The organism is Mycobacterium paraffinicum (assembly GCF_025822865.1).
GTDB classification, from domain to species: Bacteria; Actinomycetota; Actinomycetes; order Mycobacteriales; family Mycobacteriaceae; genus Mycobacterium; species Mycobacterium paraffinicum.
Map to the genome: position 1 here is coordinate 46,838 of NZ_JACKUR010000026.1, position 24,497 is coordinate 71,334.

Here is a 24,497-nt window from a genome sequence, read left to right on the forward strand (position 1 = left end):
GAGCCTTTCGTGTAGCTGGCGATCGGCTTCGGCATCGCGGTAGGTCCCGGCTGAGACTGTGACCCCTGCGGCACCGAGGTAGGGAGACGGTATGGCGACGGTGCCTCAACTGCCGATGAGCGTCGACCTCGAGCCGGTGCAACTCGTCGCCGCGGATGGGACACCGACGCCCGAACCCCGCTATGGCCGTGACCTTCCCGCGGAGACACTGTGCTGGCTCTACGAGATGATGGTTGTCACCCGCGAGCTGGATACCGAGTTCATCAACCTGAAGCGCCAGGGAGAGCTGGCGTTGTTCGCGTCGTGCCGCGGTCAGGAAGCCGCCCAGGTGGGCGCGGCGGCCTGTCTGCGCAAGACGGACTGGCTGTTTCCGCAATACCGTGAGCTCGGCGTCTATCTCGTACGTGGCATCCCGCCCGGCCACGTCGGCGCGGTGTGGCGTGGAACCTGGCATGGCGGACTGGAATTCACCAAGAAGTGCTGCGCCCCGACCGCGATCCCGATCGGCACCCAGACCCTGCACGCAGTCGGGGCGGCGATGGCCGCGCAACGCCTCGGCGAGGATTCGGTCACGGTGGCCTTCCTCGGCGACGGCGCGACCAGCGTGGGCGACGTACATGAGGCGCTGAACTTCGCGGCCGTGTTCGCCACGCCGTGTGTGTTCTTCGTGCAGAACAACCAATGGGCGATCTCGGTGCCGATTCACAAACAGACCGCGGCACCATCCATCGCGCACAAGGCAATCGGCTACGGCATGCCCGGGATCCGGGTGGACGGCAACGACGTGCTGGCCTGCTACGCGGTGATGGCCGAGGCCGCCGCCCGCGCCCGGGCCGGCGGTGGCCCGACCCTGATCGAGGCGGTCACCTACCGGCTTGGCCCGCACACCACCTCGGATGATCCCAGCCGCTACCGGAGCCAGGAGGAGGTTGACCGCTGGTCGGCGCTCGACCCGATCCCGCGCTACCGCACCTACCTGCAGCACCAGAGATTGTGGTCGAACCGCCTGGAGGACCGCGTCGCTGCCCGCTCCAAGCGCATGCGCGCCGAACTGCGCGACGCGGTGTTCGACGCACCCGATTTCGACATCGACGAGGTCTTCACCACGGTATACGCCGAGATCACGCCCGGGCTGCACGCCCAGCGCCAAGCGCTGCGGGCCGAACTCGACCGAAGCGATGGGGAGGCCTGAATGACTCAGCTTGCTGATCGCCCGGCCAGTCCCGACGACACCCTCACCGCCACAACGGAGAAGGTCGGTGCGCAATCGCTGACCATGGTGCAGGCGCTCAACCGTGCTCTGCATGACGCGATGGCCGCCGACGACCGGGTGCTGGTGTTCGGCGAAGACGTCTCGGTCGAGGGTGGGGTGTTCCGGGTGACCGAAGGGCTGGCCCAAACGTTCGGCGAGCAGCGCTGTTTCGACACGCCGCTGGCAGAATCCGCCATCATCGGGATCGCGGTGGGACTGGCGCTACGCGGCTTCGTGCCGGTGCCGGAAATTCAGTTCGACGGCTTTTCCTACCCGGCCTTCGATCAGGTGGTCAGCCATCTGGCCAAATACCGCACCCGCACCCGCGGCGAGATCAACATGCCGGTGACGGTGCGGATCCCGTCCTTCGGCGGAATCGGTGCCGCCGAACACCATTCGGATTCCACCGAATCGTATTGGGCGCATACCGCGGGCCTGAAGGTGGTGGTTCCGTCCAGCCCGGCCGACGCGTACTGGCTGCTTCGCCATGCCATCTCTTGCCCGGACCCGGTGATGTATCTCGAGCCGAAGCGCCGCTATCAGGTCCGCGGCACCGTCGACACCGAGCGGCCGGAACCGCCGATCGGGCGGGCGGCGGTGCGCCGGCCCGGCTCCGACGTCACCGTGGTGACCTACGGCAGCTTGGTCAGCACCGCGGTCGGCGCCGCGGAAGAGGCGCAGCGCCAACGTGGTTGGAGCCTGGAAGTCATTGACCTGCGGTCACTGGTCCCGTTGGACTTCGATACGGTGGCGGCGTCGATCCATCGGACCGGACGTTGTGTGGTGATGCACGAGGGGCCGCGCAGCCTGGGATATGGCGCCGGGTTGGCCGCCCGGATCCAAGAGGAGATGTTCTACGAGCTGGAGGCGCCGGTGTTGCGCGCCTGCGGGTTTGACACTCCGTACCCGCCCGCGCGACTGGAGCGATTGTGGCTACCGGGGCCCGACCGGCTGTTGGATTGCGTCGAGCGTGCGTTGGGGCAGCCGTGAGCGCCGACGAGCGAGTCAAGTCGTTCCGGGTTCCCGACCTCGGCGAGGGATTACAGGAAGTGACGGTGACGCACTGGAATGTTGCCGCGGGCGACGACGTCGAGCTCAACCAGGTGCTCTGCTCCGTCGAGACCGCCAAGGCGGAGGTGGAACTGCCCAGCCCGTATGCGGGCCGCATCGTCGAAACCCACGGCGGCGAAGGCGATGTGCTTCCGGTGGGCGCGGTGCTGGTCCGCATCGACACCGCACCGCTGAACGGCGACATCCCCGCGCCCTCCGGGCAGGTGCCCACGCTGGTCGGTTACGGCGCGGACGCCGACATCGATGTGAGCCGGCGGAGCAGCCGCCCACGCGCGGCCCCGCCAACCCGCAAATTGGCCAAGGAGCTGATGGTCGACCTGCGCTCGCTGCAGCGCGATCCCGCCGAGATCATCACCCGCGCGGACGTGCTGGCGGCGGCTGACCAAAACGGGGCCGACGTTCGACCCGTCCGCGGCGTGCACGCCCGGATGGCCGACAAAATGACGGCCTCGCACCGGGAGATCCCGGCCGCCAAAGTCAGCGTCGCGGTCGACTGTACCGAGTTGTTGAGGCTGTCCCACCTGGCGTCGGCAGAGCAGAAGATCACGCCGTTCGTCCTGACAATGCGAATGCTGTTAATTGCGCTGCGCCACAACGAAATTCTCAACTCGGCGTGGGTCGACTCGCCCGAGGGCCCGCAGATTCGCATCGAGCATCGAGTGCACCTGGGATTCGGCGTGGCCACCACACGCGGGCTCCTGGTTCCCGTGATCACGGACGCGCACAACATGACCACCCGCCAACTGGCTACTCGGGCAGCCGAATTGATCACCGGCGCACGGGAAGGCACGCTCACGCCGGGGGAGTTGCGTGGCTCCACCTTCACCGTGTCGAACTTCGGGGCACTGGGCGCCGACGACGGCGTGCCGGTGATCAACCATCCCGAAGCGGCCATTCTGGGGATGGGTTCGATCAAGCCGCGCCCGGTGGCCGTCGGTGATCAGGTCGTGGTGCGCCCGACGATGACGCTGACGTGCGTGTTCGACCACCGCGTCGCCGACGGCGCCCAGGCCGCCCGGTTCGTCACCGAGTTGAGGGACCTGGTCGAGTCACCCGCGACCGCGTTGCTCGACCTTTAAAGGCTCAGGGGTGCGGCGGTACGGGGCACCAGAACAGGCCGCAGTTGAAATTGGGCGCGCGCGAAGGAGGCGGGGGTGGGTAGTTCGGTGGGTTATCGGTGTCCCAGCACTGATTCCAGTACTTGTTCTCGCCCCATGCCGGGTTCCACGGTTGATTGGGGCACCAGTAGACCTGCGGCGCAGGGCTCGGTTGTGCATGGGCGGTGCCGGCAGCCAGTGCGAATCCGGCCGTGGCGAGTCCGCTGGAGAGCAGAGCCCCGGCGGCGATGCGGGTGAGGGCGATGTTCACGGTGCGTGTCCTTTGTCCATGCGCCAGGTCGGTTGGCGTCGTCGCAGCAAGCACACAACGTTCGCTCTGCTACCGATCCCAACCTGCTAGCCCATGATGGCACTACCGGCGCTGCGCCGCAGCCAGTCGCTGGGCAAATTCCGGCGACTGGATGGAGTAGGCCTGCGGACCGAGCTCCGTGCGCATGGCGAAGACGTGTTGCTCATGGTCCAGCGATCCCGGGCTGACAGTGGCGCGCATAGTGGCCTTCGTCGCCAGCACGACCTCGCGCGGGGCGGCCGCGGGCCCCGCGGCGAGCTCCAGCGCTGCGGCGACCGGATCGTCGGCGACGGAGAGCGCCAAGCCGTGGTGCACGGCGGCCTCAGCGTCGAAACGCATGCCGAAGAGCAGGGCCACGCGGGCCACCTGCGGGCCCACCGACCGCTGCAGCATCCAGGTCGCACCCCCGCCGGGATGCAGCCCGAGCTTCTGGAACCGGGCGTCGAACAGCGCCGCCGGACCGGCGATTCGCACGTCGGCCGCCAGTGCGAGATTCAGACCCGCGCCGACGGCCGCACCGTTGACCGCGGCGATGGTGGGCAGCCGACAACTGCCGACGGCCATGAAGCCGTCGTAGAGCTGCTGCAGGCCCGCCTCGGCCTTATCGCCGCCCGCGGCGCCGAGAGCGCTGAGGTCCGCGCCGGCGCAGAACGCCTTGCCGGCCCCGGTGACCACCAGGGCGTGCACGTCTGGATCGGCCTCGGCCCGCTCCACGGCGGCGCGCAGGCGCGCCGACATCTCGGCGGTCACCGCGTTGCGCCGATCGGGGTCGTTGACGGTGATGAGCGCGACGCGTTTGTCGACGGTGAACAAGACGAGATCGGATTGGGCCATCGGGCACCTCCGCGGCTTGGGTTTGGCGGGTCCGGGCGACGCACGATGCTGTGCCGTCGGCTGCGACTCCGGGGCACGGTAAGGGTACTGCGCGACCTGCTCGCGGATGGCAACCGGTATGAGCGCGGTCGCTGCGAGTTTCGCCCGATCGGAACCAGCGGGAACCCTTTAATGCCTTCGCATTCGGTCTTGACCGGCAGGGGATTCGCTTCCCCACAAGACGCGAACGCTATTGGAGGCCGGCTAAGGGCATTTCCAAAGAATGGTTGTGAAAAGCCGAATACGTTTGCCGCTAGGCGCTTGAAAGGACGCCGGGACACACCCCGTCGTTAATGACGGGGATGTGATTCAGGACCGTGAATGCGCCACCGCGCTTGACCGACGCCGCAGGAGGCGTCACGCATTGAGCCTGGAGCCTTGACTGGTTTGCTCACCCGCATCGGGTCTGGCCAACCTCTTCGCCAGTTGATCGAGCGCGGCTTGGCGCCGTCTGACGGCACACGCTCGTTGATCCCGCTGCGTTCCTTGGATCACCGGGGTTGGCAACGCGTCGTAGCGCAACCTCGTATTCGCATAGTGGATTGCCGCATCGATCATTTCGATGTAACGCTCCGCTTCGTCCACGGCGCACGTGCCCTCGATGCGCTGGACCTCATCCCAACAAGGATAAGAGGAGTACCGGGCATCGAGCCGTTGCTGCGAAACCTGGGAACCGAAGTAGCCGCGCCAGTCTCGGCTTAGCCACCCCCGTGTCTTGACCTCAACTTTGATCCTGTTCCCTAGCCCGGCTACGAACTTGGGTTCTCCAACTCGTACCATCGGTTGCCAGTCGTCCGACGTCACATCGACCACCCCTCGAATAGAGACGCCCTAAGTCATATTCCCCCGACCAGCGTCATCTGCTCGCACGACACGCCAATTGTCGTTCCCTAACCGTCCATTTGGCAAACTTTTGGCGACCGGCGGTAACGCTGCACTTGTTGAGAGCCTTTAACAGCGTTGGGTCGTGCGGCGCAGCGACGGTGAGCGACGGCACCAAGGAGCCTTTGAGAATCCGCCAAGCCCGACCGCTGATGCTGATACCGGGCCGCAGAGAGCGCCCGCGCAAAGCGCCGATGGCAGGAGCACTCAATGCGAATCATGGCGGAGCAGATGACAGCAGACAAGAAAATCGGTTACGTCCGCCTGGCGATTGTCTCTGCCGTAGTCGCAGGTCTGATCGGGCTTGGTCTGGGTCTCATCTCCGCGAACAGGCCCGCCGCGGGTCACCCGTGTTCCATGCGGAATGTGACCGCGAAGGACGCGACCGGCCACACGGTGTCGTGCGACCGCACGACCGCCAGTGCGCGTGACCTCGTCTGGCAGCTCGCACCGGCGTCGTAGTGGCGGTGCGCGGTTGCACGCCGGGCACGGGATGGACGCTTGGGCGGGTCGATCCGGTGCACGCTAACGAGGGGAAGCGCGATGGCGAAGGTTTTGTTCGTCGTGACCGGAGCAAGTTACTGGACGCTCGCCGACGGCACGAGGCATCCGACAGGCTATTGGGCCGAGGAGTTTGCCGCCCCGTACCGCGAGCTCACCAACGCCGGTCACCAGGTCGTGGTGGCCACACCCAAAGGCGTTGTGCCGCATGTGGATGTGATGAGCCTGCGTCCGTCGATGGCCGGTAGCGAAGAGATCGCCCAAGAGCTGGAGGAGATCCTGCGCTCCGCTGAGGAATTGCGCCGCCCAATCGAGTTGGCCAATGCCCGACTCGAGGACTACGACGCCGTCTACTACCCGGGCGGGCACGGCCCGATGGAGGACCTGTGGCAGGACGCGGACTCGGGTCGGCTCCTGATCGCGGCGCTCACTTCCGGCAAGCCGCTGGCCATTGTCTGCCACGCGCCGGTCGCCATGATGGCTACTCGTCGAAACGGGGTTTCACCGTTCGCCGGCTACAAGGTCACGGCCTTCACCAACGACGAGGAGGACGCCGTCGGGCTGCGGGAAAGGGCGCGATGGACCGCCGAGGACGAGCTGGTGAAGATGGGCGTCGACTTCTCGCGCGGCGAACTCTGGAAGCCCTACACGCTGAGAGACCGCAACCTCTTCACCGGCCAGAACCCCGCCTCCGCTGGGCCTCTGGCGAAGGAGTTCATGAAGGAACTCGGTTAAGGGAGTGCCGCAGGCCATGCGGGTTCACACTTGTGCAATGAACATGTGTGACTGCATTGCCGACGCGCTGACCCCGTCGCCCCTGCCCCTGGCGTCGACCTCAGCACGGGTGGCGTGAACATGGCCGAGCCGGAGCCGCGCCGCCCGTTGACCGGCCTCTCGGATATACGCGCGTTCTTTCACACCAACAAGGTGCCGCTGTACTTCATCTCGCCGACCCCGTTCAACCTGCTGGGCGTCGACCGTTGGATACGAAACTTCTTCTACCTCACCTACTTTGACTCTTTCGAGGGCACCCACTCGCGCGTGTTCGTGCCACGGCGACGTGACCGCCGCGACTTCGACTCGATGGATGAGGTGTGCAGCCACCTCCTGTCCGACCCCGAGACGCTCGAGTTCATCGCCGGTAAAGGTCCCGGCGGCAAGTGCTGCTTTGTGATGATGAACGAGGAAATCCAGGCCCTCGCGCGGTCCGCGGGCCTCGAGGTCATGCACCCGCCGATCGAGCTGCGCAATCGCTTGGGCTCCAAGATCGTCATGACGCGCCTGGCCAGCGAGGCGGGGGTGCCGAGCGTGCCAAATACGATCGGGCGGGCCGGCTCCTACGACGAACTGCTGGCGCTCGCACAAAACGCCGGCTTGGGAGACGACCTCGTCATCTCGATCGCGTATGGCAATGCCGGCAGCGGGACCTTCTTCGTGCACGGTCAACGCGACTGGGACGAGCATGCCGGTGACCTGGTCGGGCAGGACCTCAAGGTCATGAAGCGCATCCGCAATGTCGAGGTGTGCCTCGAGGGGGCCGTGACCCGCCACGGCACTGTGGTCGGCCCAGCGATGACCAGTCTCGTCGGTTATTCGGAGCTGACGCCGAGCCGGGGCAGCTGGTGTGGCAACGACATCTGGCACGAGGTGCTGCCGCCCGCCCAGACGCATGCCGCGCGAGAAATGGTGACAAAGCTGGGCGACGTCATGCGCCGCGAGGGTTATCTCGGTTACTTCGAGGTGGACCTACTGCACGACCTCGACTCCGACGAGCTCTACCTCGGCGAGGTGAATCCGCGCCTGAGTGGCGCGAGTCCGATGACGAACTTGACCACCGAGGCCTACGCCGACATGCCGCTGTTCCTCTTCCACCTGCTCGAGTACATGGGCGTGGAGTACGAGCTCGACATCGACGAGATCAACTCCCGCTGGGAGCGCGGATACGGCGAGGACGAGGTCTGGGGCCAGGTGATACTCACCGAGACCTCGCCGGATATCGAGATCTTCACCGCGACGCCACGCACCGGGGTATGGCGCATCGACGACGACGGCCGGGTCTCCTTTTCGCGGACCGCCAACGACTGGGCCACGCTGCTCGATGGCTCCGAGGCCTTTTACATGCGGGTCGCGGCGCCCGGCGACCTGCGTTCCGAGGGCGCCCAACTCGGCGTGCTCGTCACCCGCGCACACCTGCAGACGGACGACTATCAGCTCAGCGAGCGCTGCCAGCGCTGGGTCAAGGGTATGAAGGCGAAGTTCACCTCAACGCCCCTGACGCCCGCCGCGCCGATCGTCTCGCGACTCGTCGCGCGCGCGTGAGCCGCCCGGCCGGTATCGCATTGCACAACTGGCTGTCGCCGCCGTACGCGCGGTGGTCCTTCCAGCATGTCGAAGACATGGTGCCGACCGCGGTAATCCCCCGGGGGGCCGGGCCGGTCGCGCGCCTGCCGGCCGCCCGTGCTCCCGTGGCCGAAATTCCGGTGACCAACACCAACGGGACGGCCACCACCGTCGCCGCGGTGATGGCCGCCACCGTCACCGACGGGTGGGCCGTCGCCCACCGCGGCTCGACGGTGGCCGAGGAGTACCTGGACGGCATGACGGCCACCACCCGGCACCTGCTGTTCTCGGTGAGCAAGTCGATGGTGGCGGCGGTGGCAGGCGGGTTGCACGGCTCCGGTGCGATCGATCTTGATGCGCCGGTCACGAGATACGTTCCCGCCCTGGCCAATTGCGGCTACGCCGGCGCGACGGTGCGCCACTTGCTGGACATGAGGTCGGGCATCGCCTTCTCCGAAAATTACGACGATCCGGCCGCCGAGATCCACCGCCTCGACCAAGCGATGGGGTGGGCACCCAAGAGCGGCCCGGACGTCCCTGCCACGCTGCACGACTTCCTGCTGACCCTGCGGCAGAAGTCGGCTCACGGCGGACCGTTCGAATATCGCTCGTGTGAAACGGACGTCCTCGGCTGGATCTGCGAGGTCGCTGCCGGCCAGCGGATGCCCGAGTTGATGTCGGAACTGCTGTGGAGCCGGATCGGCGCCCAAAGCGACGCCACCATTGCCGTCGACCCGGTCGGTACCGGGTTTTGCGATGGCGGCATCAACGCCACCCTGACCGACATGATCCGGTTCGGCTCGCTGTTCCTGCGCGACGGTGTCTCGTTGACCGGCGAGCAGGTGGTGCCGGCGGCGTGGATCGCCGACACTCTCGACGGCGGTCCCGACTCCCGTCAGGCGTTCGCCGCCAGCCCCGACCACGACACCGATCTGCCCGGGGGGATGTACCGAAACCAGATGTGGTTCCCTTACCCGGGCAACAACGTGGTGCTTTCCCTGGGCATGTGCGGCCAGATGGTCTACGTCAATCGCACCGCGGAGATGGTCGCCGCCAAGGTGTCCACGCAGCCGCACTCCCATGAGCCGCATATGTTGGACACGTTGCGCGCCTTCGACGCGGTGGCACACGAACTGGCCGGAAACGCGGGTTAGTACCTGTGGCGGCGTCAGGTGTGAACGATCCAGCCGGCTTCGGTGTAAGGAGCGGGTTGCGAGGGATCGTTGATCGTGATGTACAGGTCGCCGCCCGGCGGCATAACGAAACCGACGAATCCATGTGTGGTCTGCCCGTCGTGCAGGCCGCCCATAGCCAGCGGGGGCATCTTGTCGAGCCTCTGGTAGTCGACCGCAAACGTCGCCGGCTGCGGCTGATTGAAGCCGCCGTAACTGGCGAACATGTGGTTCTGGTCGAACTGGAAGAACCGGTGCGACGTCGCGGTGATAGTCACTTCGACGACGTTGCACCCGGAGTCACCCGCCGGATTCGCAAAATGAGAGGCGCACCCCGGCGGTAACCACGTTGCACTGTTGACAGTGCTGTCGGCGGTCGCGCCGCCGGCCGCCCGCGCGTGCACGGGTGCGCCCAACTGACCGATCGGAAACGGTGCATTCTCGGATGGGGGGTCAGCCGAAGCGGCGGGACACGTGCATGCGGCAATCGCCACGGCGACCGCGGGTGCGGCAATTACGGATTCCGCGCGCACCCAGGGGGTTACCCGAAGTGCCGCCGCACCAAAACGCCTCTGACAAGTTGGCCGGGCCATCCCTCTTCGGAGCGCACGACGCATGCATGACCATCCATGTCACATTCGGGGGTCAGGGTCTGGACACTATGTCAGGACCGGTATGCAATTTGGGCTCTTTCACAGTCGGCGTCGTCACCGACGATTACCCATGGCGCCCCGGCACCACTAGGGAAAGTTTGACCTCGGGAGAGCAATGCGTTTTTACCTAGACTTTTATGGGGTAAGGATCACTGTGACCACCGGAAACCTTGGTCATCCGTATCCGCAGGGAAGTTGGGGGCGTTGTAGATGTCCGCTGAGGGGAACGCGGGAAGCCCGCGACTGAAGCCGCCGGTCGAGAAGGTCCGTTCGCATTACGACAAGTCGAACGAGTTCTTCAAGCTCTGGCTTGACCCGTCGATGACCTACAGCTGCGCCTATTTCGACGAAAATCCGGACCCGCAGAATCTGACCAAGACGCTGGAGGAGGCGCAGTACGCCAAGCGCAAGCTATCCCTGGAAAAGCTCAACCTCGAGCCCGGCATGACGCTGCTCGACATCGGGTGCGGCTGGGGTTCGACGATGCGGCATGCGGTGTCCGAGTACGACGTCAACGTCATCGGCCTGACGCTCAGCGAGAACCAGTACGCACACGACGTGGAGAAGTTCAAAGAGATCGACAGTCCCCGCCGCATGGAGGTGCGGATCCAGGGCTGGGAGGAATTCCCCGACGAACCGATTGACCGAATTGTTTCGCTGGGCGCGTTCGAGCACTTCGCCGACGGCGCGGGCGATGCCGGATACGAGCGGTACGCCGTCTTCTTCAAGAAGTTCTACGACCTGCTGCCCGACGACGGCAGGATGCTGCTGCACTCGATCGTCGTGCCCACCACCGAAGAGGTCAACGCGCTCGGCCTGAAGACGACGATGACCCTGCTGAGGTTCATCAGCTTCATCCTCAAGGAGATTTTCCCGGGCGGTAGGTTGCCCCAGGTTCACCAGATCGACCGGTACGCGACGGAGGCGGGATTCACGATCGAGCGCCATCACTTCATCGGCAAGAACTACGTTCCGACGCTGACGACCTGGGCGGACGCTCTCGAGGCGCACAAAGAAGAGGCGATCGCGCTGAAGGGGCAGGAGACCTACGACATCTACATGCACTACCTGCGGGGGTGCTCGGATCTCTTTCGCGACGGTTACACCAACGTTTGCCAGTTCACGATGGTCAAGTAGTCGCCCGCTGAGACTCGCCAGGCATCACCCGACGACAAAATGTCAACCATCAGCCGACGTCATACAGTGTAACGGGTGCCCCCGGCACGACTCGAACGTGCGACCTAGGGATTAGAAGGCCCTTGCTCTATCCACCTGAGCTACGGAGGCAATGTGCAGGTCAGTCTATTCCAACGGCGTGTCGCAAGACGACTCGCCGCCGCGACGCGCGCGAAAAGCGTTCCCGCGCCGCGGTTATCGGCTATGGTTGGGACCCTCGACACACGTACAACACCGGCCGGTAATCGGCCGTTTACCGCAACGAGGCGTGTGCAGACCGTCGAGGGGTGGCGTTGCTATGAGCGTGACCACGCACCTGACTTCACGGTGCTCATGGGCTGGTACCCAGGCAGCACGCCTGGCGGGCGACGCGATGGATGCCTACCGGGCCGGCACCCTGTTGCTGCGCGGCTCGCCATTCGCGCTGGGCTGCCTCGTAGGCTGGCTTTCGACGGAGTTTCCACCACACGTCGTGACCGGGCACGCGTTGTCGCGGGTCGCGCACCCGTCCATCGGCCGCGTCGGCACATCCTGGGCCGCGCAGCGGGCGGATAGGGCGCTGACCGCTGCGCTCGAGGAATCGTTCGGTCCGGACTTCCGCGAACAGGTGTGCCACCCGACCGGCATCAAGCCGGTCTGCGCGCCACGCAGCGGCATGTTGAACAGGCCAGGGCCGCATCGCCGGTACGCGGCGCAGACGTCAAACATCTCCTACGGTCCCGGTGGGCGCGACAACCTGCTCGACATCTGGCGCCGCCATGACCTGGCGCCGGGGCGGCGGGCGCCGGTGCTGATCCAGGTTCCCGGCGGGGCGTGGACCGTCGGCGACAAACGAGTGCAGGCCTACACGTTGATGAGCCGCATGGCCGAACTCGGCTGGATCTGCGTCTCGATCAACTACTGCAAGAGCCCCCGTTCGACGTTTCCCGCGCACCTCATCGACGTGAAGAGGGCGATCGCGTGGGTCCGCCAAAACATCGCCGACTACGGGGGCGATCCCGACTTCATCGCGATCACCGGGGGCTCGGCCGGCGGACACCTGGCCTCACTGGCAGCGCTCACCCCGAACGACCCGGCGTTCCAACCCGGATTCGAAGGCGCCGACACGACGGTTCAGGCCGTCGCGCCCTATTACGGCGTCTACGACTTCACCGACTCCGAGAACATGCACGACTTGATGCTGCCGTTCCTGGAACAGTTCGTCGTGAAGGCCCGCTACGCCGACCAGCCCGAGCGGTTCACGGCGGCGTCACCGGTCACGTACGTGCACAGCGACGCGCCGCCCTTCTTCGTGCTGCACGGCGAAAAGGACGAGTTGGTTCCCAGTGGCCAGGCCCGGGGCTTCTGCGCGGCGTTGCGCGCGGCCGGCGCCGCCACGGTGGCCCACGCGGAGCTCGCCAATGCGCACCACGCATTCGACATCCTCTCCACGGTTCGATCGCGGCTGGCCGCCGACGCCGTCGCCGATTTCTTGGGCGTCATCTACGGCCGGCGCGTCAGCTCCCTGCTGGACTTGGACCAGCTGGCAGCCACGTCGGCCAGCTGAGCCCGGGCCCTCGGTCACCGGCGCCGCGGTCCGACCGCTCCTTTCACCAGCGCGGCAACCCGACTAGCGTTGTGTTAGCTATGGGGTTGGCGGGGCCGAGGCAGGAGGCTTGATCGACGGTGACAGGGCTGGCGCGTCGGGCGGAGGACCATGACTGAGTCCGTCGAGGTCGTGAAATTGTCCGACCAACTTGGACCGGTCGACTATCTGATGCATCGTGGTGAAGCGAATCCCCGGACTCGGTCGGGGATCATGGCGCTGGAACTTCTCGACACGACGCCGGACTGGGATAAGTTCCTGACCCGATTCGAGAACGCTTCCCGACGGGTGTTGCGGCTGCGCCAGAAGGTTGTCGTGCCGACCCTGCCGACCGCGTCGCCGCGCTGGGTGGTGGATCCCGATTTCAACCTCGAGTTCCACGTGCGCCGGATGCGGGTGGCCGAACCCGGCACACTGCGCGACGTTTTCAACCTCGCCGAGGTGATCCTGCAGTCGCCCATGGACATCTCCCGTCCGCTGTGGACGGCCACCCTGGTCGAGGGTCTGGCCGACGGCAAAGCCGCCACGCTGCTGCACGTCAGCCACGCGGTCACCGACGGCGTTGGCGGTGTCCAGATGTTCGCGGAGATCTACGACCTGGAGCGCGACCCGCCAGCCAAGCCGACGCCCCCGCTGCCCATCCCGCAGGACCTCACGCCCAATGACCTGATGCGGCAAGGCATTAACCACCTGCCCACCGCCGTGGTCGGCGGTGTCGTGAGTGCGGTGTCCGGTGCGGTGTCGGCGGCCGGACGGGCAGTCTTGGAACCGGGGTCCACCGTGTCCGGGATCGTGGGCTACGCCATGTCCGGGATGCGGGTGCTGAACCGGTCAGCCGAGCCGTCTCCGCTGCTGCGGCGCCGCAGCCTGGCCACCCGCACCGAAGCGATCGACATCCCGCTCTCCGACCTGCACCGGGCCGCCAAGGCCGGCGGCGGATCGATCAACGACGCCTACCTCGCCGGCTTGTGCGGCGCCCTGCGGCGCTACCACGAGGCGCTCGGCGTGCCGATCAGCACGCTGCCGATGGCGGTGCCGGTGAGCCTGCGGGCCGACGCCGACACGGCGGGCGGCAACCGGTTCACCGGCGTCAACCTGGCCGCGCCGGTGGGTACCATCGACCCGGTTTCGCGGATGAAGAAAATCCGCGCGCAGATGACGCAGCGCCGCGACGAGCCCGCGATGAACATCATCGGTTCGGTCGCACCACTGCTCAGCGTCCTGCCGACCGCGGTGCTCGAGGGGCTCACCGGTTCGGTGATCGGCTCCGACGTGCAGGCCAGCAACGTCCCGGTGTACCCCGGAGACACGTACATCGCCGGCGCAAAGGTGTTGCGGCAGTATGGGATCGGTCCATTACCGGGGGTGGCGATGATGGTGGTGCTGATCTCGCGGGGCGGGTGGTGCACCATCACCGTGCGCTACGACAGGGCGTCGGTGCGCAACGAGCCACTCTTTGCTCAATGCCTGCTGGAGGGTTTCGACGAAATTCTGGCGCTGGCCGGTGAGGGAGCACCCCACGCGGTGCCCGCCTCGTTCACCGAACCGGCGACTTCGGCACGGAGGGTGTCGGGCTCATGAGCGCCGCCAAGGACCAGGGAGACGAGCGCGGAGGGGGCGGGTCGGACATGCGTTTGCCGGGCTCGGTCGCCGAAATCATGGCCAGCCCACCGGGTCCGAAGATCGGGGCGTTCTTCGACCTGGACGGGACGCTGGTGGCCGGCTTCACGGCGGTGATTCTCACCCAGGAGCGACTGCTGCGCCGTGACATGGGCGTGGGTGAGCTGCTCGGCATGGTCCAGGCCGGCCTGAGCCACACGCTCGGGCGCATCGAGTTCGAGGACCTCATCGGCAAGGCCGCCGCCGCGTTGGCCGGCCGCCTGCTGGACGACCTGGAGGAGATCGGCGAGCGGCTGTTCGTGCAGCGGATCGAGTCGCGGATCTACCCGGAGATGCGCGAGCTGGTGCGGGCGCACGTGGCTCGCGGGCATACCGTGGTGCTGAGCTCGTCGGCACTGACCATCCAGGTGAACCCGGTGGCGCGGTTCCTGGGCATCTCGAACATGCTCACCAACAAGTTCGAGACCACCGAAGACGGAATACTCACCGGCGGTGTGCAGAAGCCGATCCTGTGGGGTCCCGGCAAAGCTGCTGCGGTGCAACGGTTTGCCGCCGAGAACGGCATCGACCTGAAGGACAGCTACTTCTACGCCGACGGGGACGAGGACGTCGCCCTGATGTACCTGGTCGGTAACCCGCGCCCCACCAATCCCGAGGGCAAGATGGCCGCCGTGGCCAAACGCCGCGGCTGGCCGATCCTGCGGTTCAGCAGCCGCGGTCCGGTGGGCCTGCGCCGGCAGATCCGCACCCTCGCCGGGTTCGGCTCGATGTTTCCCGTCGCCGCCGGCGCCGTGGGCATCGGCGTGCTGACCCGCAACCGGCGGCGCGGGGTCAACTTCTTCACCTCGACCTTCTCGCAGCTGTCACTGGCGATCGCCGGGGTGCAGCTCAACGTCATCGGTCAGGAGAACCTGACCGCGCAGCGACCGGCGGTGTTTATCTTCAATCACCGCAACCAGGTTGACCCGGTCATCGCCGGTGCGCTGGTGCGCGACAATTGGATCGGCGTGGGCAAGAAGGAGTTGAAGAAAGACCCGATCATGGGCACGCTCGGCAAGCTGCTCGACGGCGTCTTCATCGACCGGGACGATCCCGTCGCCGCGGTGGAGACGATGCACGAGATCGAAGACCGGGCGCGGAGGGGACTGTCGATCGTGATCGCGCCGGAAGGCACCCGCGTCGACACCACGGAAGTCGGGCCCTTCAAGAAAGGACCGTTCCGCCTGGCCATGGCGGCCGGCATCCCGATCGTCCCGATCGTGATCCGCAACGCGGAAATAGTCGCCGCCCGCAACTCCACCGTGGTCAATCCCGGCACCGTGGACGTCGCCGTCTTTCCGCCGATCTCGGTGCAGGACTGGACTGTCGAGAATCTGCCGGAGCGCATCGCCGAGGTTCGGCAGCTGTATCTGGACACGCTGGCCAACTGGCCGATCGACGAGCTGCCCCAGGTCGACCTGTATGCCGAGAAGAAGGCGGCGACGAAGGCCAAGGCTCCCGCGAAAAAGACTGCGGCTAAGGCTGTTTCGAAGACGCCAGCGAAGAAGGCCGCGCCGAAGAAGGCCCCCTCGAAAGCCAAGCCCGCCAAGGCGAATCCCCATGAATCCCAGGCCGCCCTCAAAGACGGTGAGGCACACCGGCCCGCCGAGACCACCGCCGGCGCGGAGCCGCCGCAATCCGCGCCCGAAGGGCGGCCGTGACCGAAGCGGCCGCGGATACCACCGCGGTCCTCACCGGCCAAGACTCGCTGGTGTTGGCGTCCATGGCCTCGCCGGTCGAGCGGGAACTGGTGACGGCCTGGATGGCTCAACAGCGCGTGGACAAGCCCGAGGCGAGATTCGACGTGCTGGAACTGCCGCCGCCCACCGCGCCCCCCGATGCGCTGACCGCGTTGATCGAACAGCTCGAGGCAGGCGGCGACGACCGTTCCGTCGTCCCGGTGCGGGTGTTTTGGCTGCCGCCACCGGATCGCGGCAGAATCGCCAAGCTGGCCGGCCTGCTACCGGGGCGAGATCCCTACCACCCCAACGAACGTCAGCAACTGCAGATCATGCGCAATGCTCCCCAGCGGGCGCGGGTGGTGGCCGGCGAACCCGCGAAAGTTTCCGAACTGCGCGAGCAGTGGCGCGACATCACCGTGGGCGAGAATGAAAGCGACTTCGCCCGATTCGTCATCCGGCGCGCGCTGCTGGCGCTGGAACGCGTCGAGTATCGGATCCTGGGGCCGCAGTACAAGTCTCCGCGCTTGGTAAAGCCGGAGATCCTGGAGTCCAGCCGATTTCGTGCCGGGCTTAAGAAGATCCCCGGCGCGACAGTCGACGAAGCGGGGGAGATGCTCGACGAACTCTCCACCGGCTGGAGCCGGGTATCCGTCGACCTCGTTTCCGTCCTCGGCAGGATGCTCAGCCGCGGGTTCGATCCGGAGATCGACTACGACGGATATCAGGTCGCGGCGATGCGCGCCGCGCTGGAGGCCCACCCGGCGGTGCTGCTGTTCTCGCATCGCTCCTACATCGACGGCGCGGTGGTGCCGGTGGCGATGCAGGAAAACCGGCTGCCGCCCGTGCATGTGTTCGCCGGCATCAACCTGTCGTTCGGTGCGATGGGCCCGCTGCTGCGCCGGTCCGGCGTCATCTTCATCCGCCGCAACATCGGCGAAAACCCGCTCTACAAATACGTTCTCCGCGAATACGTCGGCTACATCGTCGAAAAGCGGTTCAACCTGAGTTGGTCCATCGAGGGCACGCGCTCGCGCACCGGCAAGATGTTGCCGCCAAAACTCGGCCTGCTGGCCTACGTCGCCGACGCCTACCTGGACGGCCGCAGTGAGGACATCCTGCTGCAGCCGGTGTCCATCAGCTTCGACCAGTTGCACGAGATCGCCGAGTACGCGGCCTACGCCCGCGGCGGGGAAAAAACGCCCGAAGGCATTGGTTGGCTGTACAACTTCATCAGAGCGCAGGGCGAACGCAACTACGGCAAGATCTACGTCCGCTTCCCGGAGGCCGTTTCGATGCGCCAGTACCTGGGCCCGGCGCACGGCACGCTGACTCACGACCAGGATGCCAAACGGCTTGCGCTGCAGAAGATGTCGTTCGAGGTCGCGTGGCGGATACTGCAGGCGACACCCGTGACGGCGACCGGCCTGGTGTGCGCGTTGCTGCTCACCACCCGCGGCGCGGCGTTGACGCTCGATCAGCTGCACCACACCCTGCAGGACTCGCTCGACTATCTGGAACGCAAACAGAACCCGATGTCGACGAGTGCGCTGCGGCTGCGCTCGCGCGACGGTGTGCGGGCGGCGGTCGACGCGTTGTCCAACGGGCACCCGATCACCCGGGTCGACGGTGGCCGGGAACCGGTGTGGCACATCGCCCCCGACGAGCAACACGCGGCGGCGTTTTACCGCAACTCGCTGATCCATGCCTTCCTGGAGACCTCGATCGTCGAATTGGCGCTGGCGCATGCCCGGCACGCCGGGGGCGATCGGATGCGCGCCTTCTGGGAACAGGCGATGCGGCTGCGTGACCTGCTCAAGTTCGACTTCTACTTCGCGGACTCGGCGGCGTTTCGGGACAACATCGCCGAAGAGATGGCCTGGCACGACGATTGGGAAGCCCACGTCAGCGCCGGCGGCGAGGAGATCGACGCGCTGCTGTTCGCCAAGCGTCCGCTGATGGCGGACGCGATGCTGCGGGTGTTCTTCGAGGCCTACGAGATCGTCGCAGACGTGTTGCGGGATGCGCCGGCCGACGTCGGCCAGAAGGACCTGACCGAGTCGGCGCTCGGCGTCGGCCGCCAATACGTGGCGCAAACCCGGGTCCGCAGCAGCGAATCGGTGTCGACGCTGTTGTTCGCCACGGCCTATCAGGTCGTCGTCGACCAGGATCTCATCGCGCCCGCGCCGGACCTCGCCGAACGCCGGGCCGCGTTTCGGGGGGAACTGCGGGACATCCTGCGGGATTCGGATTACGTCGGGCGGATAGCGCGCGACCAGTTCGTCGCCCGCGAGGTCAGGGCGCGTCGGGAGCGCCTGGCTCGGTAGTCCCCGGTCGGTGCTCATACCCTGGCTGTATGACGGTCGATCGGTCGGTGACGCCACCCCGCGCGCGGGTGTGGCCGCTGCTGGTCGGTGTCGCGCTGCTGGCCGGCTGCACGGCGGCAGGTATCGGGGCGCTCTCGCTGGCCGACGCGCTGACCGCCACGGGTTTGCCGAACCCGGGTCCGGCCACCACGCTGGGGCTACCGTTCGTCCGGGCGGCGGGGGAGATCGCCGCGGTGCTGGCCGTCGGGTCGTTCCTGTTCGCGGCGTTTCTGGTGCCGCCGCAACGCAGCGGCGTCCTGGACGCCGACGGGTACCGGGCGCTTCGCCTGGGGACCGTGGCGTCGGGCGTCTGGGCGGCGTGTGCGGCGCTCTTGGTTCCGCTGACCATTTCCGACGTGTCGGGCCGCCCGTTGGTCGCGCTGTTGAATCCGGTGCGGATCTGGTCGATCGCTGGCCTGGTCACTACCGCCTCGGCGTGGCGCTGGACCGCGGCGCTGGCCGCGCTGGTGATGCTTGCCAGCCTCTCGGTGCTGCGCTGGTCGTGGACGCCGCTGCTGTTCGCCGGCGCGCTGCTGACGCTCATCCCACTCGGGCTGACCGGCCATTCGTCGGCGGGCGGTTCACACGACCTGGCGACGAACAGCCTGCTGATCCACCTCGTGGCCGCGGGCGTGTGGGCCGGCGGCCTCCTGGCGTTGACCGCCTACGGACTGCGCGGCGGCGGGCACGTCGCCCTGGCGGCGCGGCGGTTCTCCGCAATCGCGCTGTGGTGCTGGGTCGCGATGGCGCTCAGCGGTCTGGTGAACGCCGCGGTGCGCGTCCCGCTGGGCGACCTGCTGACCACCGATTACGGCCGACTGGTGGTCGGCAAGTTCGCCGCGTTGTGCGTGCTGGGGGTGATCGGCTGGCGCCAGCGGCGCTCGTCGGTCGCCGGTTTGCAAGCGCAACCGGCTCAGCCGGAGCCGCGCCGCGCCCTGCTCCGGCTGGCGCTCGCCGAGGCCGCGGTCTTCGGCCTCACCTTCGGCGTCGCCGTCGGGCTGGGTCGCACCCCGCCGCCACCGCCGCCGAGCCGGCTGCCCTCGATTCCCGAAGCCGAGATCGGCTACGACTTCAGCGGTCCGCCGACCCCGGCGCGGATCCTGTTCGACTGGCGCTTCGACTTGATCTTCGGCAGCGCCGCCATCGTCTTCGCCGCCCTCTATGTGGCCGCCATGGTCCGCCTGCGCCGCCGCGGTGACGCCTGGCCGCCGGGGCGGACCGTGGCCTGGCTGCTCGGCTGCCTGGCGCTGCTGTTCGTCACGTCCTCGGGAGTCGGTCGCTACATGCCGGCGATGTTCAGCGTGCACATGGTCGCCCACATGGGCCTGTCGATGCTGGTGCCGATCCTGCTGGTGCTGGGCGCCCCGGTGAGCCTGGCCCTGCGGGCGTTGCCCGCCGCCGGCCGCGACGACCCGCCCGGTATGCGGGAATGGCTATTGGCCGCCCTGCACAGCCGGCTGTCGCGGTTCCTCACCAACCCGGTCGTGGCCACCGTGCTCTTCGTCGCCGGCTTCTACGGGCTGTACCTGTCGAGCCTGTTCGACATCGCCGTGGGCAGTCACGCGGGGCACCTGGCGATGAACCTGCACTTCCTGCTCAGCGGCTACCTCTTCTACTGGATCGTCATCGGGGTCGACCCCACGCCGCGCCCGATCCCGCCGCTGGCCAAGGTGGGCGTGGTGTTCGCGTCGTTGCCGCTGCACGCGTTCTTCGGGGTGGTGTTGATGGGCACCCGCAGGGTGCTCGGCGCCGACTACTATCGCTCGCTTGGATTGACCTGGCACACCGACCTGATCGGTGACCAGCGGTTGGGTGGCGGCATCGCCTGGGCGGCGGGGGAGCTGCCGCTGGTGATCGTGATGCTGGCGCTGCTGGTGCAGTGGGCGCGCAGTGACGACCGCACCGCCCGGCGGTTGGACCGCGCCGCCGACCGCGATGACGACGCCGAGCTGGTCGCCTACAACGCGATGCTCGCCGAGCTGTCGCGGCGCGACACACCGGGACATGCGAAGCCGCGGTGACAAGGTGCTCCAGTTGCTGAGCTCGAGCGGCTCTTTTCGGTTCAGGGTTCTGCGGCCCTGGCGACACGCCTTTTATACGCCGGGCTAGTTCCTGGACGGCGGTGGTTGGGCTCGGAAGGGGTCGTACCACCACCAGTCGGCGCGTTCGCCGATCGGTCCGGGGCACGGTGGGACGGCGGGCGGCGGTCGGGTGGGTCGGCGCGCCAGCGATCCCGGACTCAATGTGCGTCCGGCGCCGTCGGTGACGGTCAGATCGTGTGCGGGCCCGACGATGGTGATGCCCCCGGAGTGGTGCAGCCGGTGGTGATAGGGACAGACCAGCACCAGGTTGGTCAGCTCGGTGGGGCCGCCGTCTTCCCAGTGCCGGATGTGGTGAGCGTGCAGACCCCGCGTCGCGCAGCAGCCTGGCACAGCGCACGTGCGGTCGCGGTGCTCCAGCGCGCGGCGCAGTCGTCGGCTGATCAGGCGGGTGGTTCGGCCGGCGCCGATAAGCTGGCCGCCGCGGTGGAACCACACCTCACAGGCGGCATCACAGGTCAGGTAGCGGCGTTCGGCGTCGGACAGCAGCGGGCCCAGATGCAATGCCGCGGTGCGCTTCTCGGCGTCGACGTGCATCACCACCGTGGTGTGCTGACCGTGCGGCCGCCGCACCGCCTCAGCATCCCAGCCGGCCTCGACCAGCCGCATAAACGCTTCGACGGTGCCCGGCGGCGGCGGCGCGGCCTCGGCGCCTTCGCATTGGGTGCGGTCGTGTTTCCATTCGGCGATCAGCGCGTCCCGGTGCGACGCCAACGCGGCGTCGAACTTCGCGGCGTCCGGAGGCGGGAGGGTGATCCGGTAGCAGCTGCCCTGCTCGGTAGAAGTCTTCGTGAATGAGCGCTCGGGCTCGGGCTGGGGACCGGGTTCATGGCGCGGTTCGAGGCTGATCGCGGTCCGCAGCTGGTGCACCGTGGCCACCCGCGCCAGCTCCGCATAGTGGGCGTCGGAGCCTTCGCCGGCGCGTGCGCTGATGACGCCCACCTGATCCAGCGACAGCCGCCCCTCGCGTAGGCCCTGGGTGCAGCGGGGGAACTCGTCGACCCGGCGCGCGACGGTGGCGATCGTATGCGCGGTGGCCGCGGACAACCCCAGCTTCCAGGCAACCAACGCCGCCACCGAGCGCGCGCCGGTCATGCCGCACAGGTCATCACGCTCGATTTCGGCGACCAGGTTGACGATGCGCCCATCGATCACGTTGCGCTGACCGGCCAACTCCGCCAGCTCCTCGAACACCTCGTCCAAACGCTCGGCAGGACTCGCCACCACAGCGCCAACGGATGCGGTCGAAGACATGGACCTATCATCGCAGCGGGGTACGACAAGTTTGCGCTGCGATTCCGCGCTGGGCCCAGCGGTTAATCGCGATCGCAATTACCGGCGAACTACTCCACAGTCCCCCCTCTTTCCACAGGGCCGCCAGCCGAGAGCCGGTTTGGGCCCCACTCATGCGCGGTCCGTCGGTTGCGGCGAGGTCAATGGTCACCACGCCAGAGAAATAGCAACCGAGAAGGGATCATTCCAATGTTCGAAACCCCGCTTACCGTCGTCGGACACATCGTCAACCACCCCGAACGCCGACAGGTCGGCACCCAGGAGGTCATCAAGTTTCGCGTCGCCAGCAATTCCCGCCGGCGCACGGCAGACGGCAGCTGGGAGCCGGGTAACTCGCTGTTCATCAACGTCAACTGCTGGGGCAAGTTGGTCACTGGCGTCGGTGCCGCGTTGGGCAAGGGCGCCCCGGTGATCGTGGTCGGCCACGTCTACACCAGCGAGTACGAGGACCGGGACGGCAACCGCCGCTCATCACTGGAGATGCGTGCGACCTCCGTCGGGCCCGACGTGTCCCGCGCGATTGTGCGGATCGAGAAGCCGGGCTACACCGGTCCCAATCCGGAGCAGGCGGCCGCCAACGGAACTTCGATGGCGGCCGTCGACGTTGGTGGTGACGAGGACCTGAAGGCCGGCGAGGACCCGGCCGACTCCGGTGACGCCGCCGCTGACCGCGCCCCGCTCTCCGTGCCGGCTTGACGCTCGGCTTGGGGGCGGCCCGGCGGTTGTCGGCCGGTGCCTAGGATGGTCCGCGAGATCACTCTGCAGACCAGAAAGGCACAACAGCGGCATGGCTGAGTTCATCTACACGATGAAAAAGGTCCGCAAGGCGCACGGCGACAAGGTGATCCTGGACGACGTCACGTTGAGCTTCTATCCGGGCGCCAAGATCGGTGTCGTCGGCCCCAACGGCGCCGGCAAGTCGAGCGTCTTGCGGATCATGGCCGGGCTGGACAAGCCGAACAACGGCGAGGCCTTCCTGGCCACCGGGGCCACCGTCGGCATCCTGCAGCAGGAGCCGCCGCTGAACGAAGAAAAGACGGTGCGCGGCAACGTCGAAGAGGGGCTCGGCGAGATCAAGGTCAAGCTGGACCGCTTCAACGAGGTCGCCGAATTGATGGCCACCGACTACTCCGACGAGTTGATGGAGGAAATGGGCCGGCTGCAGGAGGACCTCGACCACGCCGACGCCTGGGACCTCGACTCGCAGCTGGAGCAGGCCATGGACGCCCTGCGCTGCCCGCCGCCCGACGAGCCGGTGACCAACCTCTCGGGCGGTGAGCGGCGCCGCGTCGCGCTGTGCAAGCTGCTGCTGAGCAAACCCGACCTGCTGCTGCTCGACGAGCCGACCAACCACCTCGACGCTGAGAGCGTGCAGTGGCTCGAACAGCACCTGGCCGCCTACCCTGGCGCGGTATTGGCGGTGACCCACGACCGGTACTTCCTGGACAACGTCGCCCAGTGGATCCTCGAGCTCGACCGCGGCCGTGCGTATCCCTACGAGGGCAACTACTCGACATATCTGGAGAAGAAGGCCGAGCGGTTGGCGGTGCAGGGCCGCAAGGACGCCAAGCTGCACAAGCGGCTCACCGAGGAGCTGGCCTGGGTGCGGCAGGGAGCCAAGGCGCGGCAAGCGAAGAACAAGGCCCGCCTGCAGCGCTACGAGGAGATGGCCGCCGAGGCGGAGAAGACCCGCAAGCTCGACTTCGAGGAAATCCAGATCCCCGTCGGGCCGCGACTGGGCAACCTGGTCGTCGAAGTCGACCACCTCGACAAGGGCTACGACGGGCGGACCCTGATCAAGGACCTCTCCTTCACCCTGCCCCGCAACGGCATCGTCGGCGTGATCGGCCCCAACGGGGTGGGCAAGACGACGCTCTTCAAGACCATCGTCGGGCTGGAACAGCCGGACAGCGGGACGGTCAAGGTCGGAGAGACGGTCAAGCTCAGCTATGTCGACCAGTCCCGCGCCGGCATCGATCCCAAGAAGACTGTGTGGGAAGTCGTCTCGGATGGCCTCGACTACATCGAGGTCGGCCAGAACGAGATCCCGTCGCGCGCCTATGTCTCGGCGTTCGGGTTCAAGGGTCCCGACCAGCAGAAGCCGGCTGGCGTGCTGTCCGGTGGCGAGCGGAACCGGCTGAACCTGGCGCTCACGCTCAAAGAAGGCGGCAACCTCCTTCTGCTCGACGAGCCCACCAACGACCTCGACGTCGAGACGCTGGGCTCGCTGGAGAATGCCCTGGAGAAATTCCCGGGCTGCGCGGTGGTCATTTCCCACGATCGCTGGTTCTTGGACCGCACCTGCACGCACATCCTGGCCTGGGAGGGCGACGACGACAACGAGGCCAAGTGGTTCTGGTTCGAGGGCAACTTCGGCGCGTACGAGGAGAACAAGGTCGAACGGCTCGGTGTTGACGCGGCCCGGCCGCACAGAGTGACCCACCGGAAGCTCACGCGCGACTAGTGTCAGCTGCGCAGCACCCCGACGA

The 24,497-nt window shown here is 67.0% G+C and carries 20 protein-coding genes and 1 tRNA gene; 15 read left to right on the top strand and 6 right to left on the bottom strand.

Going from position 1 to position 24,497, the window contains the following annotated elements:
* Positions 1-91: 91 nt before the first annotated feature.
* The 3 genes from pdhA to H7J89_RS17395 are packed head-to-tail and all read left to right on the top strand — an operon-like array spanning position 92 to position 3,402.
* Positions 92-1,192: a pyruvate dehydrogenase (acetyl-transferring) E1 component subunit alpha gene (gene pdhA / locus H7J89_RS17385; protein ID WP_264044950.1), complete on the top strand. Its 1,101-nt coding sequence runs from the start codon at positions 92-94 to the stop codon at positions 1,190-1,192.
* Positions 1,193-2,242 (top strand): 3-methyl-2-oxobutanoate dehydrogenase subunit beta, encoded by a 1,050-nt coding sequence (gene bkdB / locus H7J89_RS17390; protein ID WP_264044952.1) that lies wholly within the window; start codon positions 1,193-1,195, stop codon positions 2,240-2,242.
* Positions 2,239-3,402 carry a dihydrolipoamide acetyltransferase family protein gene (locus H7J89_RS17395; protein WP_264044954.1) on the top strand — a complete coding sequence of 388 codons (1,164 nt, stop codon included), beginning with the start codon at positions 2,239-2,241 and terminating at the stop codon, positions 3,400-3,402. The genes bkdB and H7J89_RS17395 overlap by 4 nt, the downstream gene beginning before the upstream one ends.
* A 4-nt stretch (positions 3,403-3,406) precedes the next feature.
* On the opposite strand, the gene H7J89_RS17400 is transcribed toward H7J89_RS17395, so the two are convergent.
* From H7J89_RS17400 to H7J89_RS25770, 3 genes are all read right to left on the bottom strand, one after another.
* The gene (locus H7J89_RS17400; protein WP_264044956.1) at positions 3,407-3,691 is read right to left on the bottom strand and encodes an Mtp family mycobacterial-type pilin; all 285 of its coding nucleotides are present in this window, start codon (positions 3,689-3,691) and stop codon (positions 3,407-3,409) included.
* A 102-nt stretch (positions 3,692-3,793) separates the two neighbouring features.
* The gene (locus tag H7J89_RS17405; protein WP_264044958.1) at positions 3,794-4,564 is read right to left on the bottom strand and encodes an enoyl-CoA hydratase; all 771 of its coding nucleotides are present in this window, start codon (positions 4,562-4,564) and stop codon (positions 3,794-3,796) included.
* A gap of 396 nt (positions 4,565-4,960) precedes the next feature.
* Complete coding sequence (locus H7J89_RS25770; protein WP_308205131.1) at positions 4,961-5,407, bottom strand: hypothetical protein; 447 nt, start codon at positions 5,405-5,407, stop codon at positions 4,961-4,963.
* A 288-nt stretch (positions 5,408-5,695) separates the two neighbouring features.
* Here H7J89_RS25770 and H7J89_RS17415 point away from each other — a divergent pair, with 288 nt between their 5' ends.
* From H7J89_RS17415 to H7J89_RS17430, 4 genes are all read left to right on the top strand, one after another.
* A complete protein-coding gene (locus H7J89_RS17415; RefSeq protein WP_264044962.1) occupies positions 5,696-5,947 on the top strand; it encodes a hypothetical protein in 252 nt (83 codons plus the stop codon).
* Between the two features lie 81 nt (positions 5,948-6,028).
* Positions 6,029-6,721 (top strand): type 1 glutamine amidotransferase domain-containing protein, encoded by a 693-nt coding sequence (locus H7J89_RS17420; RefSeq protein ID WP_264044964.1) that lies wholly within the window; start codon positions 6,029-6,031, stop codon positions 6,719-6,721.
* Between the two features lie 120 nt (positions 6,722-6,841).
* Entirely contained in the window at positions 6,842-8,305 is a 1,464-nt protein-coding gene (locus tag H7J89_RS17425) for a biotin carboxylase (protein WP_264044966.1), read from the top strand.
* Positions 8,302-9,480, top strand: a complete 1,179-nt coding sequence (locus H7J89_RS17430) for a serine hydrolase domain-containing protein (protein ID WP_264044968.1) — start codon at positions 8,302-8,304, stop codon at positions 9,478-9,480. Before H7J89_RS17425 ends, H7J89_RS17430 begins: the two co-directional genes overlap by 4 nt.
* Before the next feature lie 14 nt (positions 9,481-9,494).
* Here H7J89_RS17430 and H7J89_RS17435 read toward each other — a convergent pair whose 3' ends face one another.
* Complete coding sequence (locus H7J89_RS17435; RefSeq protein WP_264044970.1) at positions 9,495-9,776, bottom strand: hypothetical protein; 282 nt, start codon at positions 9,774-9,776, stop codon at positions 9,495-9,497.
* 585 nt (positions 9,777-10,361) lie between these two features.
* Between H7J89_RS17435 and H7J89_RS17440 the strand changes: the two genes are divergently transcribed.
* On the top strand, positions 10,362-11,288 hold the full coding sequence (locus H7J89_RS17440; protein ID WP_264044972.1) for a cyclopropane mycolic acid synthase family methyltransferase: 927 nt from the start codon (positions 10,362-10,364) through the stop codon (positions 11,286-11,288).
* A 76-nt stretch (positions 11,289-11,364) separates the two neighbouring features.
* Here H7J89_RS17440 and H7J89_RS17445 read toward each other — a convergent pair.
* A tRNA-Arg gene (locus tag H7J89_RS17445) sits at positions 11,365-11,438 on the bottom strand.
* 187 nt (positions 11,439-11,625) lie between these two features.
* On the opposite strand from H7J89_RS17445, the gene lipQ reads away from it, so the two are divergent.
* The 5 genes from lipQ (at position 11,626) to H7J89_RS17470 (ending at position 20,637) form a co-directional block, all read left to right on the top strand.
* On the top strand, positions 11,626-12,873 hold the full coding sequence (gene lipQ, locus H7J89_RS17450) for an esterase LipQ (protein ID WP_264044974.1): 1,248 nt from the start codon (positions 11,626-11,628) through the stop codon (positions 12,871-12,873).
* Positions 12,874-13,023: 150 nt separating this feature from the next.
* Positions 13,024-14,493: a WS/DGAT/MGAT family O-acyltransferase gene (locus tag H7J89_RS17455; protein ID WP_264044976.1), complete on the top strand. Its 1,470-nt coding sequence runs from the start codon at positions 13,024-13,026 to the stop codon at positions 14,491-14,493.
* Positions 14,490-16,232, top strand: a complete 1,743-nt coding sequence (locus H7J89_RS17460; RefSeq protein ID WP_264044977.1) for an HAD-IB family hydrolase/lysophospholipid acyltransferase family protein — start codon at positions 14,490-14,492, stop codon at positions 16,230-16,232. Before H7J89_RS17455 ends, H7J89_RS17460 begins: the two co-directional genes overlap by 4 nt.
* Positions 16,229-18,577 carry a glycerol-3-phosphate 1-O-acyltransferase gene (locus tag H7J89_RS17465; RefSeq protein WP_264044979.1) on the top strand — a complete coding sequence of 783 codons (2,349 nt, stop codon included), beginning with the start codon at positions 16,229-16,231 and terminating at the stop codon, positions 18,575-18,577. Before H7J89_RS17460 ends, H7J89_RS17465 begins: the two co-directional genes overlap by 4 nt.
* Before the next feature lie 29 nt (positions 18,578-18,606).
* Positions 18,607-20,637: a bifunctional copper resistance protein CopD/cytochrome c oxidase assembly protein gene (locus tag H7J89_RS17470; RefSeq protein ID WP_264044981.1), complete on the top strand. Its 2,031-nt coding sequence runs from the start codon at positions 18,607-18,609 to the stop codon at positions 20,635-20,637.
* Positions 20,638-20,721: 84 nt separating this feature from the next.
* Here the strand turns inward: H7J89_RS17470 and H7J89_RS17475 are convergent, their stop codons facing one another.
* Positions 20,722-21,969, bottom strand: coding sequence for an HNH endonuclease signature motif containing protein (locus tag H7J89_RS17475; protein WP_264044984.1), 1,248 nt, complete (start codon positions 21,967-21,969; stop codon positions 20,722-20,724).
* Positions 21,970-22,197: 228 nt separating this feature from the next.
* Between H7J89_RS17475 and H7J89_RS17480 the strand changes: the two genes are divergently transcribed.
* Both H7J89_RS17480 and ettA read left to right on the top strand, forming a co-directional pair.
* Complete coding sequence (locus H7J89_RS17480; protein WP_264044986.1) at positions 22,198-22,704, top strand: single-stranded DNA-binding protein; 507 nt, start codon at positions 22,198-22,200, stop codon at positions 22,702-22,704.
* A 91-nt stretch (positions 22,705-22,795) separates the two neighbouring features.
* Complete coding sequence (gene ettA, locus H7J89_RS17485; RefSeq protein WP_264044988.1) at positions 22,796-24,472, top strand: energy-dependent translational throttle protein EttA; 1,677 nt, start codon at positions 22,796-22,798, stop codon at positions 24,470-24,472.
* The last annotated feature ends 25 nt before the right edge of the window (positions 24,473-24,497 follow it).